Annotated in this window: 22 protein-coding genes; 13 read left to right on the plus strand and 9 right to left on the minus strand. The window is 71.7% G+C overall.

Annotated elements, in window-relative coordinates; translation table 11 throughout:
- Nucleotides 1-55: 55 nt before the first annotated feature.
- Nucleotides 56-340: a hypothetical protein gene (locus tag AC060L_RS09105; RefSeq protein ID WP_483798082.1), complete on the minus strand. Its 285-nt coding sequence runs from the start codon at nt 338-340 to the stop codon at nt 56-58.
- 276 nt (nt 341-616) lie between these two features.
- Here AC060L_RS09105 and AC060L_RS09110 point away from each other — a divergent pair, with 276 nt between their 5' ends.
- Complete coding sequence (locus AC060L_RS09110; RefSeq protein ID WP_483798083.1) at nt 617-2,722, plus strand: S9 family peptidase; 2,106 nt, start codon at nt 617-619, stop codon at nt 2,720-2,722.
- A 29-nt stretch (nt 2,723-2,751) separates the two neighbouring features.
- Here AC060L_RS09110 and AC060L_RS09115 read toward each other — a convergent pair whose 3' ends face one another.
- On the minus strand, nt 2,752-3,105 hold the full coding sequence (locus AC060L_RS09115) for a hypothetical protein (RefSeq protein WP_483798084.1): 354 nt from the start codon (nt 3,103-3,105) through the stop codon (nt 2,752-2,754).
- Between the two features lie 237 nt (nt 3,106-3,342).
- Between AC060L_RS09115 and AC060L_RS09120 the strand changes: the two genes are divergently transcribed.
- The gene (locus AC060L_RS09120; RefSeq protein WP_483798085.1) at nt 3,343-3,528 is read left to right on the plus strand and encodes a hypothetical protein; all 186 of its coding nucleotides are present in this window, start codon (nt 3,343-3,345) and stop codon (nt 3,526-3,528) included.
- Nucleotides 3,529-3,623: 95 nt separating this feature from the next.
- Here AC060L_RS09120 and AC060L_RS09125 read toward each other — a convergent pair whose 3' ends face one another.
- The gene (locus AC060L_RS09125; protein ID WP_483798086.1) at nt 3,624-4,259 is read right to left on the minus strand and encodes a DedA family protein; all 636 of its coding nucleotides are present in this window, start codon (nt 4,257-4,259) and stop codon (nt 3,624-3,626) included.
- A 123-nt stretch (nt 4,260-4,382) separates the two neighbouring features.
- Between AC060L_RS09125 and AC060L_RS09130 the strand changes: the two genes are divergently transcribed.
- Complete coding sequence (locus AC060L_RS09130; protein WP_483798087.1) at nt 4,383-6,428, plus strand: transglycosylase domain-containing protein; 2,046 nt, start codon at nt 4,383-4,385, stop codon at nt 6,426-6,428.
- A 214-nt stretch (nt 6,429-6,642) separates the two neighbouring features.
- On the plus strand, nt 6,643-7,035 hold the full coding sequence (locus AC060L_RS09135) for an SCO5389 family protein (protein WP_483798088.1): 393 nt from the start codon (nt 6,643-6,645) through the stop codon (nt 7,033-7,035).
- A 95-nt stretch (nt 7,036-7,130) separates the two neighbouring features.
- On the opposite strand, the gene AC060L_RS09140 is transcribed toward AC060L_RS09135, so the two are convergent.
- From AC060L_RS09140 to AC060L_RS09150, 3 genes are all read right to left on the minus strand, one after another.
- Nucleotides 7,131-9,011 carry a hypothetical protein gene (locus AC060L_RS09140; protein ID WP_483798089.1) on the minus strand — a complete coding sequence of 627 codons (1,881 nt, stop codon included), beginning with the start codon at nt 9,009-9,011 and terminating at the stop codon, nt 7,131-7,133.
- A 345-nt stretch (nt 9,012-9,356) separates the two neighbouring features.
- On the minus strand, nt 9,357-10,517 hold the full coding sequence (locus tag AC060L_RS09145) for a serine hydrolase domain-containing protein (protein WP_483798090.1): 1,161 nt from the start codon (nt 10,515-10,517) through the stop codon (nt 9,357-9,359).
- A gap of 76 nt (nt 10,518-10,593) precedes the next feature.
- Nucleotides 10,594-11,394, minus strand: coding sequence for a TetR/AcrR family transcriptional regulator (locus AC060L_RS09150; protein ID WP_483798091.1), 801 nt, complete (start codon nt 11,392-11,394; stop codon nt 10,594-10,596).
- 244 nt (nt 11,395-11,638) lie between these two features.
- Here AC060L_RS09150 and AC060L_RS09155 point away from each other — a divergent pair, with 244 nt between their 5' ends.
- Nucleotides 11,639-13,411: a S53 family peptidase gene (locus AC060L_RS09155; RefSeq protein ID WP_483798092.1), complete on the plus strand. Its 1,773-nt coding sequence runs from the start codon at nt 11,639-11,641 to the stop codon at nt 13,409-13,411.
- Between the two features lie 111 nt (nt 13,412-13,522).
- On the opposite strand, the gene AC060L_RS09160 is transcribed toward AC060L_RS09155, so the two are convergent.
- Nucleotides 13,523-14,557: a LysR family transcriptional regulator gene (locus tag AC060L_RS09160; RefSeq protein WP_483798093.1), complete on the minus strand. Its 1,035-nt coding sequence runs from the start codon at nt 14,555-14,557 to the stop codon at nt 13,523-13,525.
- Between the two features lie 96 nt (nt 14,558-14,653).
- Between AC060L_RS09160 and AC060L_RS09165 the strand changes: the two genes are divergently transcribed.
- The 7 genes from AC060L_RS09165 (at nt 14,654) to AC060L_RS09195 (ending at nt 23,388) form a co-directional block, all read left to right on the plus strand.
- Complete coding sequence (locus tag AC060L_RS09165; protein WP_483798094.1) at nt 14,654-15,361, plus strand: succinate dehydrogenase cytochrome b subunit; 708 nt, start codon at nt 14,654-14,656, stop codon at nt 15,359-15,361.
- A complete protein-coding gene (locus AC060L_RS09170) occupies nt 15,358-17,301 on the plus strand; it encodes a fumarate reductase/succinate dehydrogenase flavoprotein subunit (protein WP_483798095.1) in 1,944 nt (647 codons plus the stop codon). Before AC060L_RS09165 ends, AC060L_RS09170 begins: the two co-directional genes overlap by 4 nt.
- Nucleotides 17,298-18,032, plus strand: coding sequence for a succinate dehydrogenase/fumarate reductase iron-sulfur subunit (locus tag AC060L_RS09175; protein WP_483798096.1), 735 nt, complete (start codon nt 17,298-17,300; stop codon nt 18,030-18,032). Before AC060L_RS09170 ends, AC060L_RS09175 begins: the two co-directional genes overlap by 4 nt.
- Nucleotides 18,033-18,276: 244 nt before the next feature.
- Nucleotides 18,277-19,038, plus strand: a complete 762-nt coding sequence (locus tag AC060L_RS09180; RefSeq protein WP_483798097.1) for an ABC transporter ATP-binding protein — start codon at nt 18,277-18,279, stop codon at nt 19,036-19,038.
- A gap of 75 nt (nt 19,039-19,113) precedes the next feature.
- Nucleotides 19,114-21,675: an ABC transporter permease gene (locus AC060L_RS09185; RefSeq protein WP_483798098.1), complete on the plus strand. Its 2,562-nt coding sequence runs from the start codon at nt 19,114-19,116 to the stop codon at nt 21,673-21,675.
- A 301-nt stretch (nt 21,676-21,976) separates the two neighbouring features.
- The gene (locus AC060L_RS09190; protein ID WP_483798099.1) at nt 21,977-22,870 is read left to right on the plus strand and encodes a C1 family peptidase; all 894 of its coding nucleotides are present in this window, start codon (nt 21,977-21,979) and stop codon (nt 22,868-22,870) included.
- Between the two features lie 131 nt (nt 22,871-23,001).
- On the plus strand, nt 23,002-23,388 hold the full coding sequence (locus AC060L_RS09195; protein ID WP_483798100.1) for a hypothetical protein: 387 nt from the start codon (nt 23,002-23,004) through the stop codon (nt 23,386-23,388).
- Between the two features lie 95 nt (nt 23,389-23,483).
- Here the strand turns inward: AC060L_RS09195 and AC060L_RS09200 are convergent, their stop codons facing one another.
- Both AC060L_RS09200 and AC060L_RS09205 read right to left on the minus strand, forming a co-directional pair.
- On the minus strand, nt 23,484-23,693 hold the full coding sequence (locus tag AC060L_RS09200; RefSeq protein ID WP_483798101.1) for a DUF397 domain-containing protein: 210 nt from the start codon (nt 23,691-23,693) through the stop codon (nt 23,484-23,486).
- Nucleotides 23,690-24,535, minus strand: a complete 846-nt coding sequence (locus AC060L_RS09205) for a helix-turn-helix domain-containing protein (RefSeq protein WP_483798102.1) — start codon at nt 24,533-24,535, stop codon at nt 23,690-23,692. The genes AC060L_RS09200 and AC060L_RS09205 overlap by 4 nt, the downstream gene beginning before the upstream one ends.
- Before the next feature lie 248 nt (nt 24,536-24,783).
- Here AC060L_RS09205 and AC060L_RS09210 point away from each other — a divergent pair, with 248 nt between their 5' ends.
- The gene (locus tag AC060L_RS09210; protein ID WP_483798103.1) at nt 24,784-25,410 is read left to right on the plus strand and encodes a hypothetical protein; all 627 of its coding nucleotides are present in this window, start codon (nt 24,784-24,786) and stop codon (nt 25,408-25,410) included.
- Nucleotides 25,411-25,560 lie beyond the last annotated feature (150 nt).

Genomic DNA, 25,560 nt, shown 5'->3' on the forward strand with positions numbered 1-25,560 from the left:
AAGGTGTTGTCTCTGGAGCCCACCCCCACAACACGGGGGAAACCCCGCAGCGGCGTCAGTGCCCGGCCTGCGCGGCCTGGGCGGCCTGCACCTCCGCGCGCCCGAGTGCCAGGTGGGCGGCGCAGGCCACCACCACCCAGGCCAGCCCGCCACTGTGCGTGTAGGCGTGCCCGGCGGTGTGCAGTTGCTGCTGCGCGGTGCCACAGTAGAGGCAGGCATCGGCGTGCAACTGCTCACCACTCACCAGCAGTTGCTGGGCCGGGCCCTCGATCGGGTGGTAGTCGATCGGGATCGGCGGCCGGGCCGAGGTGAGCTGGTGGGTTGTCAGGTCCGAGGTCATCGGGTCAGCTCCAGGGTGAGATCTCCAGGGTTCTGGGCGGATTCGAGCTCCGGTCACCCTGTGTGCCCGGTCGACTCCGTCCATGTGCCCAGGGTGGCCCCGCCGGACCCCGCGCGCACCCCGGCTGCACGGATCGGCCTCGCCGGTACCACCACTTTCGGCCGTACTGCCACACCGAGCCGCCGCACTCGCCCACCGCACACACCGACCCGCCGCACGCAGGGAGTTCGCGGACCCGCCGTTGGAACGCGGCCGAACGAGTGACAGAGTGTCAGCATGCCGACGATCACACTCCCCCAGCAGATCAGCCGGACCCGCCGCTTCACCCTGGGCGTGCCCGGTGGGTTCACCGTCTCACCCGACGGCGACACCGTGCTCTTCCTGCGCAGCCGGGCCGGCGACGACCCGTTCGGCTGCCTCTGGGCGCTCGATGCGGCGACCGGCCGCGAGCGACTGCTGGTCGACTCCGCCGAGCTGCTCGGCGGCGCCACGGAGCAGCTCTCCGCAGCCGAGCGGACCCGGCGCGAACGCAGCCGCCAGCAGGGCGGCGGGATCACCGACTACGCGACCGACAGCGCGCTGCGGCTCGCCGTCTTCGCGCTCTCCGGCCAGCTCTGGACCTGTGACACCGCCACCGGCGCCGCCCGCCGGCTGCCCGCCCGCACGCCCGTGGTCGACCCGCGCCCGGACCCGACCGGCCGGCACATCGCCTACGTCTGCGACGGTGCGCTGCGGGTGATCGCCGCCGACGGCACCGGGGACCGCGCCGTCGCCGCACCGGAGCCGGACGAGGGCCCGGACGTCTTCTTCGGGCTGCCCGAACACGTGGCGAGCGAGTCGATGTACCGGCACCGCGCCCACTGGTGGGCGCCGGACGGCGAGCGGCTGCTGGTCACCCGGGTGGACAACCGCGCGGTCGCGCTCTGGCACATCGCCGACCCGGCCGACCCGGCCACCCCACCGCGCACCATGCGCTACCCGAGCGCCGGCACCACCAACGCCGACGTCTCGCTCTGGATCGCCGACCTGGCCGGCCGGCGCACCGAGGTCCGCTGGGACCGGGCCGGCTTCGAGTACCTCACCGCCGCCGGCTGGGACGCGCACGGCCCGTTCGCCGCCGTGCTCACCCGCGACCAGCAGACGATGCGGGTGCTGGCCATCGACCCGCAGGACGGCGCCACCCGCACGCTGCACGAGCGGCAGGAGCAGCACTGGGTGCAGCTGGTCACCGGACTGCCCGCCCGCACCGCCGCCGGCGTGCTGGTCGGCTGCACCGAGCAGGACGAGACCCGGCACCTGGCGGTCGGTGGCGTCCCGGTCACCCCGCCCGGCCTCCAGCTGAACGCGGTGCTCGGGGTGGACGGCGACACCGTGTTCTTCACCGCCTCCGAGGAGCCCACCGAGGTCCACCTGTGGACGTACCGCGCCGACCAGGGCCCGCGCCGGCTCAGCGAGGAGCAGGGCGTGCACACCGGCGTGCTGCGCGCGGGCACGCTGGTGCACCAGGCCCGCACGCTGGACCGGCCGGGCTTTCGCACCGCCGTCCGGCGGCTGGACGAGCCGTCGGCCCCGGCGGTGCCGATCGCCTCGCACGCCGAACAGCCGGTGCTGGAGCTGCGGGCCATGCTGACCGCCGTCGGGCCGCGCCGGCTGAGCACGCTGCTCTTCCTGCCGTCCTGGCACCGGGCCGGTGACGAGCCGCTGCCGGTGCTGATCGACTCGTACGCCGGTCCCGGCGTGCGGAAGGCGACCGCCGAGCAGAGCGCGCCCGCGTTCACCTCGCAGTGGTTCGCCGAGCAGGGCTTCGCCGTGCTGGTGATCGACGGCGCCGGCACCCCCGGGCGCGGCCCGCGCTGGGAGAAGGAGATCTACGGCGACCCGATCAGCGCGGCGCTGGCCGACCAGATCGCCGCCCTGCACGGCCTCGCCGCCGAGCGCCCCGAACTGGACCTCGGCCGGGTCGGCATCCGCGGCTGGTCGTTCAGCGGCGGGCTCGCCGCCACCGCGGTGATGCGCCGGCCCGACGTCTTCCACGCCGCCGTGGCCGGCGCGCCGGTCACCGACCAGATGCTCTACGACACCGGCTGGAAGGAGCGCTACCTCGGCCACCCGGACAGCCACCCGGAGCACTACGAGCAATGCTCGCTGCTGCGCGAGGCGCCGAAGCTGACCCGCCCGCTCCAGCTGATCCACGGCCTGGCGGACGACAACGTCTTCGCCGCCAGCACCCTGCGGTTCTCCGCCGCGCTGCTGGCCGCCGGCCGGCCGCACGAGGTGCTGCCGCTGAGCGGGGTCACGCACTCCGCGCCGGCCGGCGAGGTGTTCGCCCGGCTGCTGGAGCTCCAGCTGGAGTTCCTGCAGCGCCACCTCACGAAGCGCTGACCGCCACCGGGCCGTCCGGTGCGCAGGGGCTACGGCTGGACGTCGCTGCGCCCGGAGACCCAGGCGAGCGCGTCGTGCACGCCGCGGGCGTAGTCACGGGCCTCGGTCTCCTGGCGCAGGTCCAGCTGGCGGACCTGGGCGGCCTGCTGCTCGGCGCCGAGCTGCGCGGGGCAGGGGCCCTCGGGGCCGCTGGACCTGCTCTGGGTCACCGGCGCGAGCTGACTGCACCCGAGTGCCCAGCGGTAGCCGTCCAGCGACCCGTGGTGCGCGTGTGCGTGCTCGTCGAAAGGGGTGTCGCCGATGTATTCGAGGCGCGCGAGCGCTTCTTCAACCTGCTCCCGGGAACGTGCCCCGACCCGGGACGTCACTTCGTGGCTGGTCATGACCGCAGACTAAGCACGCTCCCGGCACCGGGGCGCCCCCGAGGCGGCCAATCCGGCGAACCTGGAGCCCGTCGCTCCCGTACGCCCCAGGCGGGCCGGGCGGGTGAAGCGGCCAGAACCGGGCGGCGAGTTGGCCGGTGTGGCCGGGTCCTGAGGTGCGGGGGCGGGTGCTTCGGCTCCACACTCGTGAGAGCAGGGCCAACCGGCCGACCGCGCCCCGAGTCACGGAGGCATCCCATGTCCGAGCCCATCGACGAGTCCCCGACTCCCGACCACCTGCTGCACACCGGGGCCGAGCACCCGGTCGACCCGATCGACCTGGTGATGGCCTCCGGCCAGGACCCCACGCCGGCACTGCTGGAGAAGGCCCGCGCCGCGCTGAAGCGGGACGGTGCCAAGGCCGTGGAGCGCGTGCTCCCCTGATCCGCCCGCGCGCCCGAAACGCCGCCGGTGCCGGTACCCGAGACGATTCGCGAGAGCGAGACGCTCCACGAGCTCGGGACCGGCGCCGCTGTGCGTCAGCCGGCCCGTCGGCGGCGGCGCCGGCGCAGCAGGTGGCGGCCGATGAGCACGAGCAGCAGCACGCCGACCGCGCCGAGCAGGTAGAGCTGGTAGCGCAGCGCCGCCCGGTAGACCTGATCGATGTCGCTGCCGGCCAGATAGCCCACCGCGCTCCAGACGCCCGTCCAGATCACCGCGCCGATCGCGTTGAAGAGCAGGAACCTGCGCCAGGGCATCTCGGTGGTGCCCGCGATGATGCCGAAGGTCTGGCGCAGCCCGTCGATGAACCGGGCGACCACGACCACCTTGCCGCCGTTGCGGCGGAAGAACTCCTCGCCGCGGTGCATGCGGGGCTCGGTCAGGCCGACGTAGCGGCCGAAGCGCTGCACCACGGCCCGGCCGCCGGAGCGGCCGAGCAGATAGCCCAGGCAGCCGCCGGCGAAGGCCGCGACGACGGCGACGAGCACCACCAGCGCGAGGTCCAGCCGCCCGGCGCCGGCGTATACGGCCGCCAGGATCAGCACGGTCTGCCCGGGCACCGGCAGCGCGGCGTTGTCCAGCAGGACGAGCAGGCCCACCGCGAGATAGCCGTAGTGCTCCAGGAACGGCGCGAGCGCGGCCAGCGGGCCCGGCAGCTCCGGGGTGGGTGACATCGGCAGCACCCCTGGCTCGGTTCGATCCCGATGATCCGTAGACGGACATTGTCGCAGGCTTGTGACAGAGAACGCGCAGCATTTCGTCCGTTTTACTCATCTTGTGTGCTTAGAGTCTTCTGCATGTCTTCGTCGCACCCTGGCTCGTTCGTCCACAGAAGCAAGCTCGCCGCCAAGTTCATCGGCGTCAGCGCGGCGGCCGGCGTCCTCTCCGCGGGCATCGCGCTGCCCGCGGTCGGCGGGATCGGCCTCGGCGCCAAAGGCGCGGTGGAGGACTTCAACAGCCTGCCGGACGACTTCACCGCGCCCCCGCTGTCCCAGGCCTCCACGATCTACGACGCGAACGGCGGCGTGATCGCCACCGTCTACGACCGTGACCGCACGGTGGTCCCCAGCGACCAGATATCACCGCTGATGAAGTCCGCCCTGGTGGACATCGAGGACAACCGGTTCTACGAGCACGGCGCGATCGACCTCAAGGGCATCGCGCGCGCGATCGGCAACAACGCCGGCGGCGGCGGCACCCAGGGTGCCTCCACGCTCACCCAGCAGTACGTGAAGAACGTCTTCGTCGACGAGGCGGGCGACGACCCGGCGGCCGTGCAGGCGGCGCAGGCGCAGACCGTGGGCCGCAAGCTCAAGGAGATGAAGTACGCGATCAAGGTCGAGGAGACCTTGACCAAGGACCAGATCCTCACCAACTACCTGAACATCACCTTCTTCGGCGAGCAGGCCTACGGTGTCGAGGCGGCCGCCCAGCGGTACTTCAGCGTCCACGCCAAGGACCTCACGCTGCCGCAGGCCGCGCTGCTGGCCGGCATGATGCAGTCGCCGACCGGCTACGACCCGATCGCGAACCCGAAGGCCGCCAAGGAGCGCCGGGACACCGTCCTGAAGAAGATGGCGCAGTACGGCACCATCTCCCAGGACCAGGCGAACCAGGCGATCGCCACCCCGATCACGCTCAACGTCAGCATGCCGCAGCAGGGCTGCATCACGGCGCAGCAGGGCGAGGGCTTCTTCTGCGACTACGTGAAGCAGGAGGTGCTCAACGACCCGACGTTCGGCGCGAGTTCGGCCGAGCGGTCGGCGCTGTGGAAGCGCGGCGGCCTGCAGATCCACACCACCCTGGACCCGAAGGCGCAGGCCGCACTGCAGGCCTCGGTGACCAGTCACGTGTACGCCGGCGACAAGGCGGCCACCGCGATGACGGTCGTCCAGCCCGGCACCGGCAAGATCCTCGCGATGGGTCAGAGCCGCCCGTACGGCGTGAACGCCAACCAGACCCAGATCAACTACAACGTCGGCAAGTCGATGGGCGGCGGGATCGGGTTCCCGACCGGCTCGACCTTCAAGCCGATCGTCGCCGCCGCGGCGCTGGAGAACGGCATCACGCCCTCGCAGTCGTACCCCTCGCCGTACAGCATGACCTGGCCCGCCATGAAGGACTGCAGCGGCGGCCGCTACCCGGCCAACGGCACGGTGCACAACGACAGCACCTCGCTGGTCGGCCCGTTCACCATGGCGCCGGCCATGGCGCAGTCGGTGAACACGTACTTCGCCTCGCTGGAGGCGGACACCGGGCTGTGCAACGTCGCGCAGATGACCAACAAGCTCGGCATCACCCAGCAGGCCGGCAACGAGAAGCTCCAGGTCGTGCCGTCGATGGCGCTGGGCAGCAACGACCTGACCCCGCTGGAGATGGCGAACGTCTACGCGACCTTCGCCGCGCACGGCACCTACTGCACGCCGACCTCGATCAGCTCGGTGACCAACGCGGACGGCAAGACGCTGAACGTCTCGGCCGGGCAGTGCACCCAGGCGATGTCCACCACCACCGCGGACCAGATCACCACAATGCTCGAAGGCGTGGTGCAGGACGGCACCGGCAGCCCGGCCGGCCTGAGCGACCGGGACAGCGCCGGCAAGACCGGTACCACCAACGACGGCAAGCAGGTCTGGTTCGTCGGCTACACGCCGGAGCTGGCGGGCGCCACGGTGGTCACCGACACCGACAACCCGACCTCGCTGGACGGTCAGCGGATCGGCGGCAAGTACGTCGACCAGGCCTTCGGCGGCACGCTGGCCGGCCCGATCTGGCGCGACACGATGGAGGGCGCCCTGCAGGGGACGCCGCCCGGGCAGCTGGCGAACGTGCCGCTGCAGTAAGCGCCTCGGGCTTCGGCCCCGGGAGTCGGACCTCGGGCGGCCGCCCCGGTTCTCTGATCTGTCGTCAGGGAACCGGGGCGGCCGCTTTTCCGTGCCCGGGTGACGTCACTTGACAGTGCGTCACCGGATGATCCACGATCTCTACATGGAAATGGCTTTCATTTCCATCGCGTCCTTCTCCCTCTCCCCCAGACCCAGAGCCCCTGGAGCACCCATGTCCCTCGACGTTCCCCCCGCGCTGCTCGCCCAGGCCGAGCAGGGCGAGGTCGAGCCGGCCGACTTCGTCGACACCGTGCGCACCTCGCTGCCGTACGCCTACCAGCTGATCGATTCGCTGACCTCCGAACTCTCCACCAGCGGCGGGCCGTTCGCCGACAATGACGTCCCGCCGCCGTCCGACGCGGAGCGCGGCCAGCTGCTCCGCGCGCTGGCCAGCGACGCGATCCGGGGCAGCCTGGAGCAGCACTTCGGGGTCAAGCTGGCGTTCATGAACTGCCACCGGGTGGCGGTGTTCCCGCTCGGCGGCGAACAGAGCGCGGAGTACCGGACGTTCACCTCGCTGCGGGCGCAGCTGCTCAACCAGGTTCCCGAACTGCGGAGCTGCTGAGGGCCGGTGGCGGGAACGCCGAAGCCCCGCCGACTGCTCGGGAGCGGTCGGCGGGGCTTCGGCGTTGTTGCGGGTGCCCGGGGTGAGCGGGGGGCTCAGTCGGCGGTGGTGGGGCGTGCGGCGCTCACCGCCGCGCCCAGGGCCTCCTTGATGCGGGGGCCGAGGCGGGCGAAGCCGAGCTCCTTCATGGCGGCACGCAGCAGCTCGTCGTCGGTGCGGGTGACGTAGTCGCTGTCGATCCAGAGCACCAGCGCGTGCAGCTCCTCGGCCGAGTACGCGGTGATCGGCCGGCCCGGCGTCAGCTCGGGCCGACGCGGCCGACGCGGCCGCCGGACGGCCGGATCGGCCTCGGGCTCGGGCTCGGGCTCGACCTCGACGGCCGGTTCGACCTCGGCCACGACCTCAGCCTCGGGCTCGACCACAACCTCGGGCTCAACCTCAGCCACGACCTCGACGGCCGGCTCGGGCTCGGCCACGACCACAACCTCGGGCTCAACCTCAGCCACGACCTCAGCCTCGGGCTCGACCACGACCTCGGGCTCAACCTCGGCCACAACCTCAGCCTCAACGACCGGTTCGACCTCGGCCACGATCTCAGCCTCGACCTCGGCAGTCGCCTCGGGAGCGACCACCGGCTCCGCCTCGACGATCGCGGCGGGCTCGGGGGCGGACTCCATGGTGGGCTCGACCTCAGCAGTCGGCTCCGCCTCGACCTCAGCCTCGGGCTCGACCTCGACGACCTCGACCTCGACCTCGGGTGCGGCGAGCTCCGTCGCTTCGAGGACGGGCTCCTCCACAGCAGTCGCAGCGGGCTCGGCCTCGACGACAGGCGCCACTGCCACCGGCTCGGCCTCGACGGCGATCTCGGCGACCTCGGCGACGACCGGCTCGCTGTCCACGGTCGGCTCGACCTCGACGGCCGGCTCCTCCAGCACGGCGGAAGTCGTCTCCAGCGCCGACTCCACCGCCTGCGCCGGGATGGAGACGTGCTCGACCTCGACCTCAGCCACGACCTCGGCTTCAACCTCGACCGCGACCTCGACCGCGACGTCGGTCTCAGCCTCGGCCACGACCTCCGTGCCGTCCGCCTCAGCCGTCTCTGCCTCCGCCTCGGCCCCCGTCTCAGCCTCCGCCGCGTCGTCCTCCCCCGCCAGCCACGCGTACGCGACCAGCACCGCCGCGCGGTCCGCGTGGGCCGCGCCCAGCTCCGCGAGCAGCTCGGTCAGGCCGCCGGCCTCCAGGTCCGCGCGCAGGGTGCGCAGCTCGGGCAGGCGGTAGAGGGTGCCCTCGTCGGCGGCGAGGCGGTCGATCAGCTCGGCCAGCTCGTCGAACGGAAGCACCGTGAGGTCACGGTCCGCCAGCAGCCGGCCCAGCTCGCGCAGGCCGCCCACCAGCGCCTCGGCCGCCGTGGCGGTGGCCTCCAGCAGGCCGCCGTCCACCGGACGGGCGCTGCCGGTACCCGGGGTGGCGGCGAGCGCCTGCCATTCGAGGCGCTCCTCGGCGGCGGCGACCAGCGCGACGTGCAGCGCGTCGCGGCGCGGGCGGTCGGCGACGGCAAGGCGGCGGGCCTCGGCGCGCAGGCTGCGGCGGCGGCCCCAGGAGATCTTCAGGCCGCGCTCCTTGCGCCAGGCGCCGTTCGCGGTGGCGGCGGCGAGCGCGTCCAGGTCCGCCTCGTACGCGCCCGTGCGCAGCGTCAGCGCGGTCTCCCGGACCCGGCCGAGCAGCGCGGTCAGCACGACAACCTCGCCGACGTTGGCGGGCTCGCGCAGGATCGCCTCGCCGGCCAGGCGGGCGGCGGCCTCGCGCAGGGTGTCGAGGTTGCCGCCGCGGATCTCGGCGAGCACGGTGGAGGCCGACCGGGCCTCCTCGGGCCCGGTCACGGTGTCGATCGCGGCGTACCAGGCGTGGGTTTCGGCGGCGAGGGTGAAACCGCCCAGCTCGGCGTACCTGAGCAGGTCGTCACGGAGGTCCGGCACGGGCGGGGCCCCTGGCACGGACGCTCGGTCCTGGGGCGGTACATCGGCGTTCTGCACGGGGAGCACTGTCATGGGGAGTCCGGTTCATGGCGGGGCGGGCTGAGGAGGACTGCGCCAGGATACGGGTGGGCGTTCGAGCCTTGCACGCACCGACCGTCCAGCGGCCCCCGCGCCGCCCGCACACCGCCCGACCAGCGCACTCTCCGTCACCTGACCGGCACACAGCCCGTCACCTGCCGGCCACCTGCCGGGCACCCGGCCGGTCGGCCGCCGGGCACCCACCCCGTCGCCGACCCCATCGCCCACCCCGTCACCGACCTCGTCGCCCGATCCCCGCACGGAGCGTCAGCGGGCCGCCTCCGCAGCCTTGTGCACCGCCTTGACCAGGCGTTCGTTCTCCGGCGCGGCCCCGCCGGGGTAGGCGATCCGACGACGGTTGTACGCATAGGCGAGGCCGGCTCGCGGGTCGGCGAAGGCCTGCTGCCCCGCCGCTCCGCTGTGGCCTATCGAGCCGTGCCCGAGCACGGGGTAGGCGTCGGAGGCGAGTTCGAAGCCGAGCCCGAAGGAGTTCTGGACCCGCAGCACCAGGTCCCGCCCGCTGGAGTGCACCTGACCGAACTCGGCCAGCACGTCCGCCTTCAGCAGCGGCGCCCGGCCGTCGACCTCGCTGATCATCGCCGCGTACATCGCCGCCAGGCCGCGCGCCGTGCCGACGCCGCCAGTCGACGCGGAGCCCTTGGCCCGGACCTCGCGCTGGTTGGGCAGCACGTACAGCTCGGGGCACTTCGGGTGGTTGAGGTTCATTCCGATGCCGGACAGGCTCTCCGGGCCGGGCGGGGCCGCACTGAGCCGGACCCGCTGCTCGGGGGTGGTCAGCATCGGCCGGGTCGGCTGGAAGCGCGGCTCCAGCTCCTCGGGCAGGCCGAGGTAGAGGTCCAGGCCGTACGGCACCCGCACCCGCTCCTCGTAGTGCTGCTGGATCGTCCGCCCGGTCGCCCGGCGGACCACCTCGCCGGTCAGCGCGCCGATCACCAGCATGTGGTAGCCGAAGTGCTCACCCGGCCGCCAGAACGGGCGCTGCCCGGCCAGCCGTTCGGCGACCAGCCGGTCGTCGGCCAGCTCGGCCGCCGAGAATCCGCCGTCCACGCCGATCGTGCCGGCGCGGTGCGCGAGCAGCTCGCGCAGGGTGACCCGCTGCTTGCCGGCGACGGCGAACTCCGGCCAGTAGTGGCTGACCCGCTCGTCCAGGTCGAGCACGCCGTCCTGCACCAGCAGGGCCACGACCAGGTGCGCGGCGCCCTTCGTCGCGGAGAAGACGGCGGTCAGCGTGTCGGCGTCGAAGTCGGGGCCGGTCCACAGGTCGACCACCCGCCGGCCGTCCAGATGAGCGGTGAGCTGCGCGGCGTAGTCGTGACCCTGCTCGACGGCGATCTCGGCGAAGGCTGCCCGCACCGCCTCGAACCCCTCGGTGACCGTCCCGTGCACCTCGTGTGTCTGCTGCTGCACTGCATCCCCCTGGCGCCTGATCGACTTCGCCTGACGCCGGGTCAAGTCGGTCACCGCCGGTTGTATTCCCCGCAGCTCAGCGCGGTAGCCGGTCCAGCAGCACGTCGAGGCCGGCGGCGAGTTCGGCCGGCGCGTCGTGCTCGGCGAAGAGCGGGACCAGGGCGCGCAGCCGCGGGTACTCGGTGGCGGCCAGCCGGTGCAGGCCGAGCCGGAGCAGCGGGTCCGGCTCGTCCGGATTGTCGATCACCGCGCGCTTGTCGACCAGCAGGTAGCCGAGCACCCAGCCGACCAGCGCGCGGTAGAGCTCCAGCGTGGTGTGCTCGTCGTAGCCGCCCCGGGCGATCAGCGCGAGCAGCATCTCGTTGAGCCGCAGCATCGGCGCCGGACGGCGGGCGACCGGCATCGACAGCGGCCGGGTGACCACGAGCGGGAAGACCGCCGGGTGGGCGTCGGAGACCTGGCAGAAGACCCGGGCGATCCGCTGCAGCTCTGCTCGCCAGCCCGGCCACGGCGGCTCGGCGGCCAGCCGGTCCAGCACCTCGGCGTAGAAGACCTCGATCATGCCGTCCAGCAGCGCCTCCTTGCCGGAGGCGTAGCGGTACAGCGCCATCGGCTCGACGCCCAGCACGGTCGCGAGCCGGCGCATGGTCAGCGCGCCGATGCCCTGCCGGTCGGCCAGCTCGATCGCGGCGGCCAGCACCATCGGCCGGCTCAGCCGGCCGCGACCGGCTCCCGCCGGATCGGGATCGGTCTCGGGATCGGCGTCGGTCTCGGTCTCGGTCTCGGTCTCGGGATCGGGATCGGGGCCGGGGTCGCCCGGCTCCGGTGCGCGCCCCTCGCCGCTGCCCGCTCCCCCTGCTGTCCGCCTCGCACCCATGAAGGCCTCCTCGCGCCCGCCGCACCCCCTTGACTCCCTCGTTTTCCAGGGAGAAGCTAAGTATACAAAGTACATTTCCAATGTACGCATACGTGAGATGCGTGGCGTGTACGTTTTTGCCGTACGGATATTCCGTACACCTTGCCTCTTCACGCGGTACTCCGGGCGGCCCGACCTGCCCGGACGAGCCCGATGTCCCGCCTGAACCGCCCGTCAGCAAGAAGCCCCGAAAGCCGGTGGCACCATGACGTTCACCCATTACCAAGCCCTGCCCGACAGCGACCGCGTACCGCGCTGCGGTGCGAGTGTCGTCGGCCCGGTCAATCCCCAGGAACCCGTCACCGTTACCGTCTATCTGCGCCGGGACCCGGCCGCGCCGGCCGTTCCCAGCCCCACCGAACTCGCACTCGTCCCACCGACCCGCCGCCAGGCCGTGGACGACGCGGTGCTGACCGCCGCGTTCCAGGCCGCCGACGCCGACCTGGCCGCGGTCCGGCGCTTCGCCACCGCACACCGCCTCCGGGTGGAGAAGGTCGACAAGGCCGCCCGCAGCGTGCATCTCAGCGGCACTGCCCAGTCGATGGCGGAGGCGTTCCAGGTCACCCTCAGCCGCTACCGCTACCAGGACCGCGACCTGCGCCGGCGCACCTACCGCGGCCGCGAGGGCTCGGTGAACATCCCGACCGAGCTCGCCGGCGTCATCGTCGGCGTGGCCGGGCTGGACAACCGGCCGCTCGGCAGCAACATGCTCGCCCGGCGGGGCCTGGCCCTGCCGATCAGCGAGGCCGCAGCCGGCCTGCCGGCAGGCACCTTCCTGCCGAACGCGCTGGCTGCCCCGTACGCCTACCCCGCCGGCACCGACGGCAGCGGACAGACCATCGCCGTCCTGGCCTTCAACGGCCAGACTCAGCCCGGGACGCCCTCCGGCGGCTACAGCGCAACCGCCCTGAAGACCTACTTCGAGCAGGTGCTGCACAGCACCATGCCGGAGATCATCGAGGTGGTGGTGCAGGGGCCGGGCAATGACGTCGGCTCCGACGGTGCGCAGGCCGACCCGGCCGACAGCACCGGCGAGATCATGCTCGACCTCCAGGTGGTCGGCGCGCTCGCGCCGAAGGCGAAGATCGTCGTGTACTTCAGCGAGTTCACCGAGCAGGGCTGGCTGAACGTGATCAACGCGGTCGTCACCGACACGGTCAACAAGCCGACCGTGCTCTCGTGCAGCTACGGAAATCCCGAGGACGACCGCGGTTCCGCCTGGACCGGCGCGGCGATCGGCGTGGTCGACCAGGCGTTCGCCCAGGCCGCGCTGCGCAACATCAGCATCTGCTGCGCCTCCGGTGACGACGGCTCGCGCGACCAGGGCAGCGACGGCCGCGCGCACGCCGACTTCCCCGCGTCCAGCCCGCATGTGCTGGGCATCGGCGGCACCCGGCTGGTGGCCAACGGTCCGACCGTCGTCAGCGAGACGGTCTGGGACGACCGGGAGGGCAGCACCGGCGGCGGGATCAGCCGGATCTTCCCGGTGCCGCCGTGGCAGGCCGGCGCCGGCGTGCCACCGTCGGCCAACCCGCAGCAGGGCCCCGGTCGCGGCGTGCCGGACGTCTCGGCGCTCGCCGACCCGGAGACCGGCGTGGTGATCATCAGCGTCGACGGCCGGCACGTGTACCCGATCGGCGGGACCAGCGCGGCCGCGCCGCAGTGGTCGGCCCTGCTCGCCCGGGTCAACCAGGGGCTCGGCGCACCGATCGGCTTCCTGAACCCGCTGCTGTACACGAAGCTGGCGAACGGGGTGCTGCGCGACATCACCCAGGGCGGCAACGGCGGCTACCAGGCCGGACCGGGGTGGGACGCCTGCACCGGCCTCGGCAGTCCGAACGGCCAGGCGCTGCTGGCGGGGCTGAAGGCGCTCGGCAGCTCGACGACCGCCACCGTGCCGGCACCGGCCACGCCCGCATCGGCTCCGGTCTCCGCGGGCGCGGCGACTGACGGCCGACGACTGACGGCTGACGACTGACAGCCGACGGCTGACAGATAGCAGCTGACCACTGACGACTGACAGATGACGTTATCTGTCAGTCGTCAGTGGTCAGCGACCAGTGGTCAGCCCAAGTCAACTCCTCGCCGGTCAGCTCCCCGTCAGCAGCCGCGTCCCCGGTGGCAGTGAGCCCGCCTGCCGGGCCTGGGGGGGGGGGGGGGGGGGGGGGGGGGGGGGGGGGGGGGGGGGGGGGGGGGGGGGGAGGGGGGTGGGGGTTGGGGTGGCGACCGGCCATTCCGCTTCCGGTCTCGGGGGGATGTCCAGCAGCCCCCCCCCCCCCAGCGCCGTGGCGGCCCGGGTCAGCGGCAGCTCGGCGCCGTGCGCGACGGCGATGGTGCGGCCCGGGGCCGGGTCCACGAACGGCGTGACGGCCAGCCCGCTGCGGGCCGCGACCATGCCCGGCAGCACGGCCGGCCCGAGCCCGGCCCGCACGAACCCCAGCACCGCGTCCATCTCACCGCCCTCGACCGCGAGTTCGGGTTCGAACCCGGCCGCACGGCAGGCCGCCAGGGTGGCCTCGCGCAGGTCGTAGCCCTCCCGGAACATCACCAGCGGCTGGGCTCGCAGGTCCTCGATCCGGGCCCGCCGGCGGCGCGGCCGCTGCGCCGAGACGAGCACCAGATCCTCGTGCAGCAGCCGGGTCACGGCGAGTCCGGGCTGCGGCTGCTCGCCCTGCGGCGGGGTGATCACCAGCGCCAGGTCCAGCTCGCCGGCCGCCAGCGTGCGGACCAGGTCCCGAGAGCCGTCCTCGCGCACCAGCAGCTGCACGCCCGGATACCGGGCGCGGTAGGCGCGCAGCACGTCCGGGACCAGGCTGGTGCACAGACTCGGCGGTGCGCCGAGCCGCACCCGGCCACGGCGCAGCTGCACCGTCTCCTGCACCGCGTTGCGAGCGCTCTCGGCGTCCGCCAGGATCCGCCGGGCGAGCGGCAGCAGCGCCTCGCCGGCGTCGGTGAGCGCGATGTTGCCACGGCCGCGGTGGAACAGCTCGGCGCCCAACTCCCGCTCCAGACTTCGGATCTGCTGGGAGAGCGAGGGCTGCGCGACGTGTTCGCGCTCGGCCGCCCGGGTGAAGTGCCGGGTCTCGGCGACGGCCGTGAAGTAGCGGAGCTGCTGAAGCTGCACGCCGCCATGATAGGCGGGCACGATAGGCGCTGCCTATCGCCGTGAGCCGGAACATGTCTTGGACGTCTGCCGGGGCCGCTCCCTAGCGTTGCTGCCATGGCACTGGCAACGGGAACGGGCCGGCGAGTCCGGTCCACCGCGGCGACCCTGTGGGGCTCGACCGTGGGCAAGAAGGCGGCCATGGCGGTCAGCGGCCTGGTGCTGCTCGGCTACCTGGTCCTGCACATGCTCGGCAACCTCAAGGTCTTCCTCGGCCCGGGCGAGCTCAACGGCTACGCGGCGTGGCTGCGCACCATCGGGCAGCCGTTCCTCGGGCACGCGTGGTTCCTCTGGATCGCCCGGACGGTGCTGCTCGGCGCGGCCGTGCTGCACGGCACCGCCGCGTACCAGCTGAGCCGCCGCGACCTGGCGGCCCGTCCCACCGGCTACCGGCACACCAGGGCGCGGGCGACGTACGCGACCCGGACGATGCGCTGGGGCGGCGTGATCCTCGGGCTCTTCATCGTCTGGCACATCCTGGACCTGACCACGCTGACGGTGAACCCGCGGGCCGAGGCGGGGCATCCGTACCAGAACGTGGTGGCGACCTTCTCGACCTGGTACGGCGACGTCATCTACTGCGTGGCGATGCTCGCGCTCGGGCTGCACGTGCGGCACGGCTTCTGGAGCGCCGCGCAGACCCTCGGCCTCAACAACCAGCGCCGGGACAGGACCCTGAAGCTCACCGCCGACCTGCTGGCGCTGCTGCTGACGGCCGGCTTCCTGGCGGTCCCGATCGGCGTGATGAGCGGAGCCGTCCGATGACCAACCACCTCGACTACACCGAGGGCGATCCGATCGCCGACACCAGGGCGCCCGGTGGGCCGATCGAAGACCGGTGGGACCAGCGGCGGTTCGAGGCGAAGCTGGTCAACCCGGCCAACCGGCGCGGGCGCACGGTGATCGTGGTCGGCACCGGCCTGGCAGGCGGCGCGGCCGGCGCCACGCTCGCCGAACAGGGCTACCGCGTGGTGCAGTTCTGCTTCCAGGACTCACCGAGGCGCGCCCACTCGATCGCCGCGCAGGGCGGCATCAACGCGGCCAAGAACTACCGCAACGACGGCGACTCGATCCGCCGGCTCTTCTACGACACCGTCAAGGGCGGGGACTTCCGGGCCCGCGAGTCCAATGTGCACCGACTGGCCCAGGTCTCGGTGGAGATCATCGACCAGTGCGTCGCGCAGGGCGTGCCGTTCGCCCGCGAGTACGGCGGCCTGCTGGACACCCGTTCGTTCGGCGGCGTCCAGGTCTCCCGGACGTTCTACGCCCGCGGTCAGACCGGGCAGCAGCTGCTGCTCGGCGCCTACCAGGCACTCTCGCGCCAGATCGCCGACGGGAAGGTGGAGTTGCACGCCCGCACCGAGATGCTCGACCTGGTGGTGATCGACGGCCGGGCCCGCGGCATCGTGGCCCGCGACCTGGTGACCGGCGCGGTGACCACGCATCTCGCCGATGCCGTGGTGCTGGCCACCGGCGGCTACGGCAACGTCTTCCACCTCTCCACCAACGCGAAGAACTCCAACGCGACCGCGATCTGGCGCGCGCACCGGCGCGGCGCGTACTTCGCGAACCCGTGCTTCACCCAGATCCACCCGACCTGCATCCCGCGCTCCGGCGAGCACCAGTCGAAGCTCACGCTGATGAGCGAGTCGCTGCGCAACGACGGCCGGATCTGGGTGCCGAAGACGGCCGGCGACACCCGCCCGCCGACCGAGATCCCGGAGGCCGAGCGGGACTACTACCTGGAGCGGATCTACCCCTCCTTCGGCAACCTGGTGCCGCGCGACATCGCCTCCCGGGCCGCGAAGAACGTCTGCGACGAGGGCCGCGGCGTCGGCCCGGGCGGCCAGGGCGTCTACTTGGACTTCGCGGACGCGATCGCCCGGCTGGGCCGGGAGGCCGTCGAGGCGAAGTACGGCAACCTCTTCGAGATGTACGAGCGGATCACCGCCGAGGATCCCTACCGGGTGCCGATGCGGATCTACCCGGCGATCCACTACACGATGGGCGGGCTCTGGGTCGACTACGACCTGCAGACCACGATCCCGGGCCTGTTCGCGATCGGCGAGGCCAACTTCTCCGACCACGGCGCCAACCGGCTCGGCGCGAGCGCGCTGATGCAGGGCCTGGCGGACGGCTACTTCGTGCTGCCGCCGGTGCTCGCCGACTACCTGGCCCGCACCCCGGCCGCCCCGGTCCCCGCCGACCACCCGCAGCTCGCCGAGCTGACCGCCGAGGCGTCCGACCGGCTGGACCGGATCCTGGCCGTCAACGGTGACCGCACGCCCGACTCGTTCCACCGCGAGCTGGGCGAACTGCTCTGGGACGACTGCGGGATGGCCCGCACCGAGGCCGGCCTGCGCAAGGCGCTGGCCCGGATTCCGGAGCTGCGCGCCGAGTTCTGGCGCCGGATCAAGGTCCCCGGCACCGGCGAGGAGCTCAACCAGGCCCTGGAGAAGGCGAACCGGCTGGTCGACTACTTCGAGCTGGCCGAGCTGATGTGCCTGGACGCGCTGCACCGCGCCGAGTCCTGCGGCGGCCACTTCCGCACCGAGAGCCAGACCGCGGACGGTGAAGCGGCCCGCCGGGACGAGGAGTTCAGTTACGTCGCCGCCTGGGAGTTCGGCGACGACGGCCCGCCGGTGCTGCACCGGGAGCAGTTGGAGTTCGAGTACGTCCACCCCACCCAGCGGAGCTACACGTGAACCTGACCCTGCGGATCTGGCGGCAGGCCGCCCCCGAGGCGCGCGGTGAACTGACGACCTATCAAGTATCGGGCATCACCGAGGAGATGTCCTTCCTGGAGATGCTGGACGCGCTCAACGAGGAGCTGATCCTGCGCGGCGAGCAGCCGGTCGCGTTCGACCACGACTGCCGCGAGGGCATCTGCGGCGCGTGCGGCATGGTGATCAACGGCCAGGCCCACGGGCCCGAGCGGACCACCACCTGCCAGCTGCACATGCGCCACTTCGCCGACGGCGACACCATCGACGTCGAGCCGTGGCGATCGGCCGCGTTCCCGGTGGTCAAGGACCTGGTGGTGGACCGCTCGGCGTTCGACCGGATCATCGGCTCCGGCGGCTACATCACCGCCCCGACCGGCAGCGCCCCCGACGCGCACGCCACGCCCGTCCCGAAGGAGGCCGCCGAGCTCGCCTTCGAGCACGCCGAGTGCATCGGCTGCGGCGCCTGCGTGGCGGCCTGCCCGAACGGCTCGGCGATGCTCTTCACGGCGGCCAAGGTGGTGCACCTCAACGTGCTACCGCAGGGCGCGCCCGAGCGCGGCAGCCGGGTCCGCTCGATGGTCGCGGCGATGGACGCCGAGGGCTTCGGCGGCTGCACGAACACCGGCGAGTGCGCGACCGCCTGCCCGAAGGGCATCCCGCTGAGCGGGATCGCGATGCTGAACCGGGAGTTCCTGCGCGGCGGCCGGTAGCTGCGGCTGGTACAGGACTGGGACACACGTGTGACGCGCGCGGGACGCGCGGGCCTTGCTCAGGGGCGGGTGTCATACCTGAGGAGGAGACGCGCCCCCGCCGCCCCTCCCCCCGGGGTGTGGGCAACCGTTCGCCGGGGCGACGGATCGGGCCGGTGGCGCCCGGAGGATGGAGGCAGCACTGGTCAGGCTGCCGCGAACCTCCTGGCCCACCCCGCCCCCACCCCCGCACCAGGAGCACACCATGAGCACCACCCTGACCGCCGTCCGCGCCGCCGCCACCGCCACCGGGCTGAGCAAGGTCTACGGCACGGGCGACACTCGGGTGGTCGCCCTGGACGACGTCAGCGTGAGCTTCCGCCCCGGCGAGTTCACCGCGATCATGGGACCGTCCGGCTCCGGCAAGTCCACCCTGATGCACTGCATGGCCGGCCTGGACAACGCGACCGCCGGCTCGACCACGATCGGCGAGACCGAACTGGTCGGCCTCTCCGACCGGGAGCTGACCCGGCTGCGCCGCGACCAGCTCGGCTTCATCTTCCAGGCGTTCAACCTGCTGCCGACGCTGACCGCGCTGGAGAACATCACGCTGCCGATGGACATCGCGGGCCGCAAGGTGGACCAGGCCTGGCTGGACCGGGTGGTGCAGACGGTGGGCCTCTCCGGCCGGCTCTCGCACCGCCCCAGCCAGCTCTCCGGCGGCCAGCAGCAGCGGGTCGCCTGTGCCCGCGCGCTGGCCGGCCGTCCGCAGATCGTCTTCGCCGACGAGCCGACCGGCAACCTCGACTCCCGCTCCGGCGCCGAGATCCTGGAGTTCCTGCGCGACTCGGTGCGCCGGCTGGGCCAGACCGTGGTGATGGTGACCCACGACCCTGTCGCCGCCTCGTACGCGGACCGGGTGATCTTCCTCGCCGACGGCCGGATCGTCGATGAGCTCTCGCTGCCCACCGCGGACGCGGTGCTGAACCGGATGAGCCGCTTCGACGCCAAGGGCCGGGTCAGCTGACGGTCCGTCACCCCCGCTCCCCCGCCTGACCGCCAGCCTGCCCGACCGCCAGCCTGCGATCCGAACGAGAGACCCATGTACCGCACCGCCTTGCGCAACGTGCTCGCCCACAAGGCCCGGCTGCTGATGACCACGCTCGCCGTGCTGCTCGGCACCGCGTTCGTGGCCGGCACGCTCGTCTTCACCGACACCCTCGGCAGCGCGCTGAAGTCCCAGAACGCCAAGAGCTACACCGACATCGCGGTGACCGTCAGCGACAACAACGCGGTGAGCAACGGCTACAGCCACGACCCGAGCGCGGCCAAGGGCCCCGGCACGCACCTCACCGACGACACCCGGCGCGCCATCGCCGCACTGCCCGGCGCGCTGGACGCCCGTGGCGTGGTGACCGGCTTCGCCGGCATCGCCGACAAGCACGGCGCGCTGATCGGCGACGGCTTCTCCACCACCGGCACCAACTACGTGCCGGGCCCCGACGGCGCCGACAGCCGCTACCCGCTGGCGGCCGGGCGCGGCCCGCAGAACGCCGGCGAGATCGCGCTGGACACCAGGACCGCGCAGAAGGGCGGCTACCAGATCGGCGACACCGTCCGGGTGGCCGTCAACGGCCCGGTGATGAACCTCAAGCTCACCGGCACCCTGCACGCCAACGACCCGCGGATCACCGCCGGCGGCTCGCTCGCCGCGTTCGACACCGCGACCGCGCAGCAGCTCTACCTGAAGCCGGGACAGTTCCAGCAGATCGACGTCAAGGGCGCGCCCGGCACCGACCCGCAGGCGCTGCTCGGCAAGCTCGACCAGACCCTGCCCGCCGGCGGCGACTTCACCGCGCAGACCGGCCGGCAGCTGGAGGCCGACCAGAACCGGATGATCGCCGAGGGCACCCGCAGCCTCAGCAACTCGCTGCTCGTCTTCGCCGGTATCTCGCTCTTCGTCGGCATCTTCATCATCGCCAACACCTTCACCATGCTGGTCGCCCAGCGCACCAAGGAGCTCGCCCTGCTGCGCGCGGTCGGCGCCAGCCGCAAGCAGATCACCCGCTCGGTGCTGGCCGAAGCGGCGCTGGTCGGTCTGCTCGCATCGGTGGCCGGACTGGTCGCCGGCACCGGCATCGCCGCCGGTCTGCGCGCGCTGCTGAACGGCCCGATGGACGCCAACCTGCCGGACGGGCCACTGATCATCGCGCCGGGCACCGTGCTGACCGCGCTCGCGGTGGGCGTGCTGGTCACCGTCGTCGCCGCCTGGCTGCCGGCCCGCCGGGCCTCCCGGATCTCCCCCGTCGCCGCGCTGAGCGACGGCGACCAGCCGACCACCCAGAAGAGCCTGGTGCTGCGCAACAGCATCGGCCTGCTGATCGCCGGTGGCGGCGTCGGGCTGCTGGCGCTCGGCTCGGGCAGCCACGACACCAACGTCGTCGGGCTCGGCGCCGCGGCCACGCTGCTGGGCGTCTTCGTGCTCACCCCGCTGCTGTCGCGCCCGCTGATCGCACTGCTCGCCCCCGCGCTGCAGCGGCTCTTCGGCAGCCCGGCCAAGCTGGCCCGGGAGAACGCGCTGCGCAACCCGCGCCGCACCGCGGCCACCGCCTCCGCGCTGACCATCGGCGTCACGCTGATCACCGCGCTCACCGTGGTCGGCGCCTCGGTCAACCAGGCCGTGGACAAGGCCGCCGGCAACGACCTGAAGGCCGACTTCGCGGTGACCATGCAGAACTACTCGTCGCTGGCCCCCGAGGTCGGCACCGAGATCGCGAAGACCCCGGGCGTCAGCGAGAGCAGCGTGCTGCGCCAGGTCCCGCTGGACCGCGGCGGCGACCGGACCAGCTGGCTCACCGGCGTCGATCCGCAGTCCATCGGCTCGCTGCTCACGCTGACCGCGACCGCCGGCTCGGCCGACGCGCTGAAGCAGGGACAGCTGCTGGCCTCCTCGGACTACGCGAAGAACCAGGGCCTCAAGGTCGGCGACAGCATCGACGGCACCTTCCCGGACGGCAGCACCGGCCACCTCACCGTCGGCGGCATCGTGGCGAGCAGCAGCGAGGTCACCGGGCTGTACGCGCCCGACGCGGCGATCGCCCCGCACGGCGAGGGCCTCGGCCCGGACAAGGTGCTGGTCAAGGGCGTGCACGGCGCCGACGCGGCGCTCAAGCAGGCGCTCAAGGACGCCACCGGCGGCAACCCGCTGATCGCGGTCAAGGGCCAGGCGGACCTGAAGAAGGAGAGCCGCCAGATGGTCACCGCGATGCTCAACATCATGTACGGCCTGCTCGGGATGTCCGTGGTGATCGCGGTGCTCGGCGTGGTCAACACGATGGCGATGTCGGTCTTCGAGCGCCGCCGCGAGATCGGCATGCTCCGCGCCGTCGGCCTGGGCCGCCGCGAGGTGCGCCGGATGGTCCGGCTGGAGTCCCTGCTGATCGCCCTGCTCGGCGGCCTGCTGGGCATCGGCCTCGGCATCCTGATCGCCTGGGCCGGCAACGGGGTGATCGCCAACAGCTTCAAGAGCCTGACCACGGTGATTCCCCCGTTCCAGATCCTCGGCTTCCTGGCGGCCGCCGCGGTGGTCGGCCTGCTCGCGGCGATCTGGCCGGCCCGCCGCGCGGCGCGGCTGGACATCCTGGACAGCATCAAGACGAGCTGACCCTGGTCACGCGAGTCACCGGAACGCCTTCGGGCCCACAGCGTCTCGACGCTGTGGGCCCGAAGGCGTATCGACTCGCCTACAGGGCACGGAGGTTGACGGACGGCAAGGGTCCGCGCAGGCATCCGTTCCGCGGTGTCGTGTTCCGGTCATGTCACGTTGCACTCTGGCATGCCTTTGTCAGGAAACTCTAAGGTTAGTCATACCGCGCTCCCAGCAACGCGGTTCACCTGCCGGCGGGCGGACCCCCACCCACATGCCGCCCTGCTGTGCCTCCCCCACGAGAGAAGGAACAGCACACGTGTCCAAGAAGACGATCAACCGGACCCGCGCCATCGCGGTCCTGGCGATAGCCGGCGCGGTCGGCGCCGTCGCCGCCCCCTCGGCCATGGCGGCCCCCACCGCCCCGGCCCACAGCCACCACCACTACGCACTCGGCGCGTTGCTCGGCCACGTGGCCCGTCACAGCCACGGCACCGCGTTGGCCCCGCACGCACTCCCGGCCTCGGTGCCCGCGAGCGTGGACCTCAGCAACTACCTTCCGCAGGTGGGCGACCAGGGCCAGGTCGGCTCCTGCGTGGCCTGGGCCATCGACTACTCGGCGATCGGCATCACGGAGGCCGAGCAGGGCATCAAGGGCGCTCCGCACGCCCCGATGTACACCTACGCCCAGATCGCACAGGGCAACGACCAGGGCAGCTACGCGAGCCAGCACTTCGACATCCTGACCAGCCAGGGCCTGGACACCAAGGCCGACTACTGGCAGGGCGACTTCGACTACACCACCCAGCCCGACTCCAACGAGACCGCGAACGCGGCGAACTGGGTGCTCTCCGGCTACACCGCACTGGACACCGGCAGCGCGCTCCAGAACGAGATCAAGAGCTCGCTCGCCCAGGGCGAGCCGGTGGTCTTCGCCTTCGAGGTGTACCAGAGCCTGGAGGACATCACCGCCTCCACCGCCGCCAACTACACCTACTACCCGACCAGCAGCGAGCTGCGCGGCCAGCCGCTGGGCGGCCACGAGGTGGCCATCGTCGGCTACAACTCCAAGGGCGTGAAGATCGCCAACTCCTGGGGCTCCTCCTGGGGTTCCAACGGCTACTTCACCGTGCCGTGGAAGTTCGTCACCAACCAGATCGAGGAGGCCGACGCGGTCGGCTCGATGACCGCCACCGGCAGCGGCGTCTCCTAGGAACCGCCGCGGGCCGCGCCCCTCGGGGGGCGCGGCCCGTGCGGCGCCGGCACGAACCGCCTGGTTCGTTCACCAGTATCGCCTCCCCTGCTGCTGTGGTCTCCTGGAGTCGAGGGGGGTATCACTCGGAGGTGGCGACCATGCAGCAAGCAGTGCATTTCGACTTGATCGTCCAAGACAGCCCAGGTCCGCGTCATGTTCAGGTCAGGATGAACGACGCCGTGATCTTCGACAACATCATGAAGGTCGCAGGGGAAGACCAGGCCATCAACATCACCGAACCGATCGCGGGGAGCGCGAGCGTTCAGGTGGGGATCGTCACGGATGACGGCAGTTTCCACGCCTGCGAATACAACAACGGCGCGTCTTCCGTCTCCCAATTCCCGTTCGAAATGGACCTCGACGCCAGCGGGCTCCTCCCGGAGAGCCCCGCCCACTTCGACACCGAGCGCACCACGGGCCTCCCACCCTTCGGCGGCGGGAGCTACGAACTCTTCTTCCTCGGAGCAACAGTCTGAGAAGCGATCCGCGAACGCGTCACAGGCCTTGGGGAGGACTCGGAGGGACGACACCGACCGCTGCCCCCGTTGCGGAGCAGCGGTGGCCGCAGGCGTCAAACGGTGCCGAACTCGCCGTCGCGGACGCCTGCGACGAACGTGGCGAAGGCGGTGGCGGTGAAGAGCAACGCGGGACCCTCAGGGTCCTTGGAGTCGCGGACCGGGGTGGTGCCGGCGAACTGACCGTCGGCCACCTCGATGCAGTTGCCCCCCTCATCAGTGCTGTACGACGACTTTCGCCACCGGGCGCCGGTCAGATCACTCATGCGTACAGCTCCTGCCTGACTTTGCGGATCAGCTCGACCGATGCATCCTGCGAGAGGGCTGCAATCTGGAGTAGAGCGTACCGGCGTTGATACTGCGCCAGAACGGTGGGCTTCCGCTCCAACGACCCGCGCCAGAGGGACTCCGTGTACCCGAGGACGACACCGTCCGGAAGGGTCAGCAGGGTCAACGGCGCACTCAGCGGCGCCCGCTCGCCGAGCGACATCGGTGCGACCTGCAACGCGACATTGGGGAGCGCCGCCAGCTCCAGCAGGTGGTCACACAGCTCGCGCATCACCTCCCTCCCGCCAACGGCCCGGTGCAGGGTGCTCTCGTCGATCACCGCGAAGACGAACGGTGGAGTCTCCGACGTCAGGATCTTCTGTCGGTCCAGCCGCAGCGCCAGCCGCTCCTCGACGGTGTCGGGCGTGTCGTCGCGCCGAATGCCACCAGCTTCCAGCAGGGCGCGGGCGTATGCCTCGGTCTGAAGCAGGCCCGGGATGTAGGTGGTCTCGAAGATCCTCATCTCGGACGCCTTGGACTCCTCCTCGACGAAGTCCATGAAGCCTTCGGGGAAGACGGCCTCCAGCCGCGCCAGGACGAACGGCATCAGGTACGCCAGCGCACCGCCGGTCTTCAGGTACTCGTCGCAGGCCACCGCGAGCTCGATCTTCGGCGCCCGAAAGCCGCACTCGACCCGGCTGATATGGCTGTTGTCGCAGAAGATCGCAGCCGCGAGCTGCGGCTGCGAGACACCTCTCAACTCCCGGAACATGCGCAGCATCCCGCCGAACAGGTTCTCGGTCGACGCGGCCGGGTCCAGGATCTTCTTGCGACCGGGCATCTCTGCTCCCCACCTCGATTGACGGCACGTCAGGCAGAAGCAGCTCCAGGCGACCACCAGGCTTCCGCTGCGGCCGACGATACGTCCGATCGGAAACTCATGTGTCCCAAAGTAACTGATTGACTACTGTCAGGTGCCATACCAACGACCGCCAGGCGCGCGGCAGCATCTCCTCTGGCTGAGCCGTCATCGGAACCGATGGCGGCCCACCCACGTTCGATGACCCAGCCGGACTCGAAGGAGCCACCGTGAACCGAAGGCGCGCCGCGCTCACCGCCGCCTCACTCGTCGTCGCCCTCAGCGCCATGGCCGCTTGCGCATCCACCCACGGGACCGTGGCAACGCCCGCCGGCACGGTCTCACCTACCGGCCGGGGCGACGCGATCACCTTCACTGCGCTTCAGGATCTTGAATCCGCTCTCGGCGACCAGGGGCGCGGGGCGTTCCAGGACGTCTTCGGCGACCTCGAACTGGATGATCACGCTGGTGTCGTCAGGCTCTTCGCTACCGACGAAGCGAAGGCTCGCAGCCTGGTCCGCGCCGCCCGAGCCTCCCACCCTGGCATCGATACCTCCAGGGTCGTCATCCTCAAGTGCAAGTACGCGCGGAAGGATATCGATCGCGCCATCGACAAGATCGCTAACGCGGGCCAGGCCAAAACGCTTCCCTACGTCCTCTACACGGCCGCGATGGCACCCCAGGCATCCGGCATCGAAGTGACCACGGATGCCGACGGAGCCGCGTCCGCTGCGATGAAGGGCGCCCTGACCGCCCTCGCCGATGGCATCCCCGTGACGGTCACCGAAGGACAGCAAGTTCACGGCCTGTCCGCCACATCCCAGCCTTTCCCCACCACCATGTCCCCGCGCACCTGACACGGAGTCATGCCCGGTCCCCGAACATCGCGCAGGCGCTTGCGCGCTCGTGCGGGTGGCACGTTGTGGCGGACGCGCCGCGAGGGTTGCCCTTTCGCTTGCAGACAATCGTGATCGGCTGTGCGAAGCTGCGGATCGGGCCTGACTGTG

The sequence above is a fragment of the Kitasatospora sp. NEAU-69 genome, assembly GCF_057158765.1.

Excerpts from the sequence above, each read along its gene's own strand:
- AC060L_RS09115 (WP_483798084.1), bottom strand. The coding sequence starts at position 3,105 with ATGACCAGCCACGAAGTGACGTCCCGGGTCGGGGCACGTTCCCGGGAG.
- AC060L_RS09105 (WP_483798082.1), bottom strand. The coding sequence starts at position 340 with ATGACCTCGGACCTGACAACCCACCAGCTCACCTCGGCCCGGCCGCCG.
- AC060L_RS09120 (WP_483798085.1), top strand. The coding sequence starts at position 3,343 with ATGTCCGAGCCCATCGACGAGTCCCCGACTCCCGACCACCTGCTGCAC.
- AC060L_RS09200 (WP_483798101.1), bottom strand. The coding sequence starts at position 23,693 with ATGAGTGATCTGACCGGCGCCCGGTGGCGAAAGTCGTCGTACAGCACT.
- AC060L_RS09205 (WP_483798102.1), bottom strand. The coding sequence starts at position 24,535 with ATGCCCGGTCGCAAGAAGATCCTGGACCCGGCCGCGTCGACCGAGAAC.
- AC060L_RS09155 (WP_483798092.1), top strand. The coding sequence starts at position 11,639 with ATGACGTTCACCCATTACCAAGCCCTGCCCGACAGCGACCGCGTACCG.
- AC060L_RS09180 (WP_483798097.1), top strand. The coding sequence starts at position 18,277 with ATGAGCACCACCCTGACCGCCGTCCGCGCCGCCGCCACCGCCACCGGG.
- AC060L_RS09185 (WP_483798098.1), top strand. The coding sequence starts at position 19,114 with ATGTACCGCACCGCCTTGCGCAACGTGCTCGCCCACAAGGCCCGGCTG.
- AC060L_RS09170 (WP_483798095.1), top strand. The coding sequence starts at position 15,358 with ATGACCAACCACCTCGACTACACCGAGGGCGATCCGATCGCCGACACC.
- AC060L_RS09110 (WP_483798083.1), top strand. The coding sequence starts at position 617 with ATGCCGACGATCACACTCCCCCAGCAGATCAGCCGGACCCGCCGCTTC.
- AC060L_RS09125 (WP_483798086.1), bottom strand. The coding sequence starts at position 4,259 with ATGTCACCCACCCCGGAGCTGCCGGGCCCGCTGGCCGCGCTCGCGCCG.
- AC060L_RS09135 (WP_483798088.1), top strand. The coding sequence starts at position 6,643 with ATGTCCCTCGACGTTCCCCCCGCGCTGCTCGCCCAGGCCGAGCAGGGC.
- AC060L_RS09130 (WP_483798087.1), top strand. The coding sequence starts at position 4,383 with ATGTCTTCGTCGCACCCTGGCTCGTTCGTCCACAGAAGCAAGCTCGCC.
- AC060L_RS09165 (WP_483798094.1), top strand. The coding sequence starts at position 14,654 with ATGGCACTGGCAACGGGAACGGGCCGGCGAGTCCGGTCCACCGCGGCG.
- AC060L_RS09150 (WP_483798091.1), bottom strand. The coding sequence starts at position 11,394 with ATGGGTGCGAGGCGGACAGCAGGGGGAGCGGGCAGCGGCGAGGGGCGC.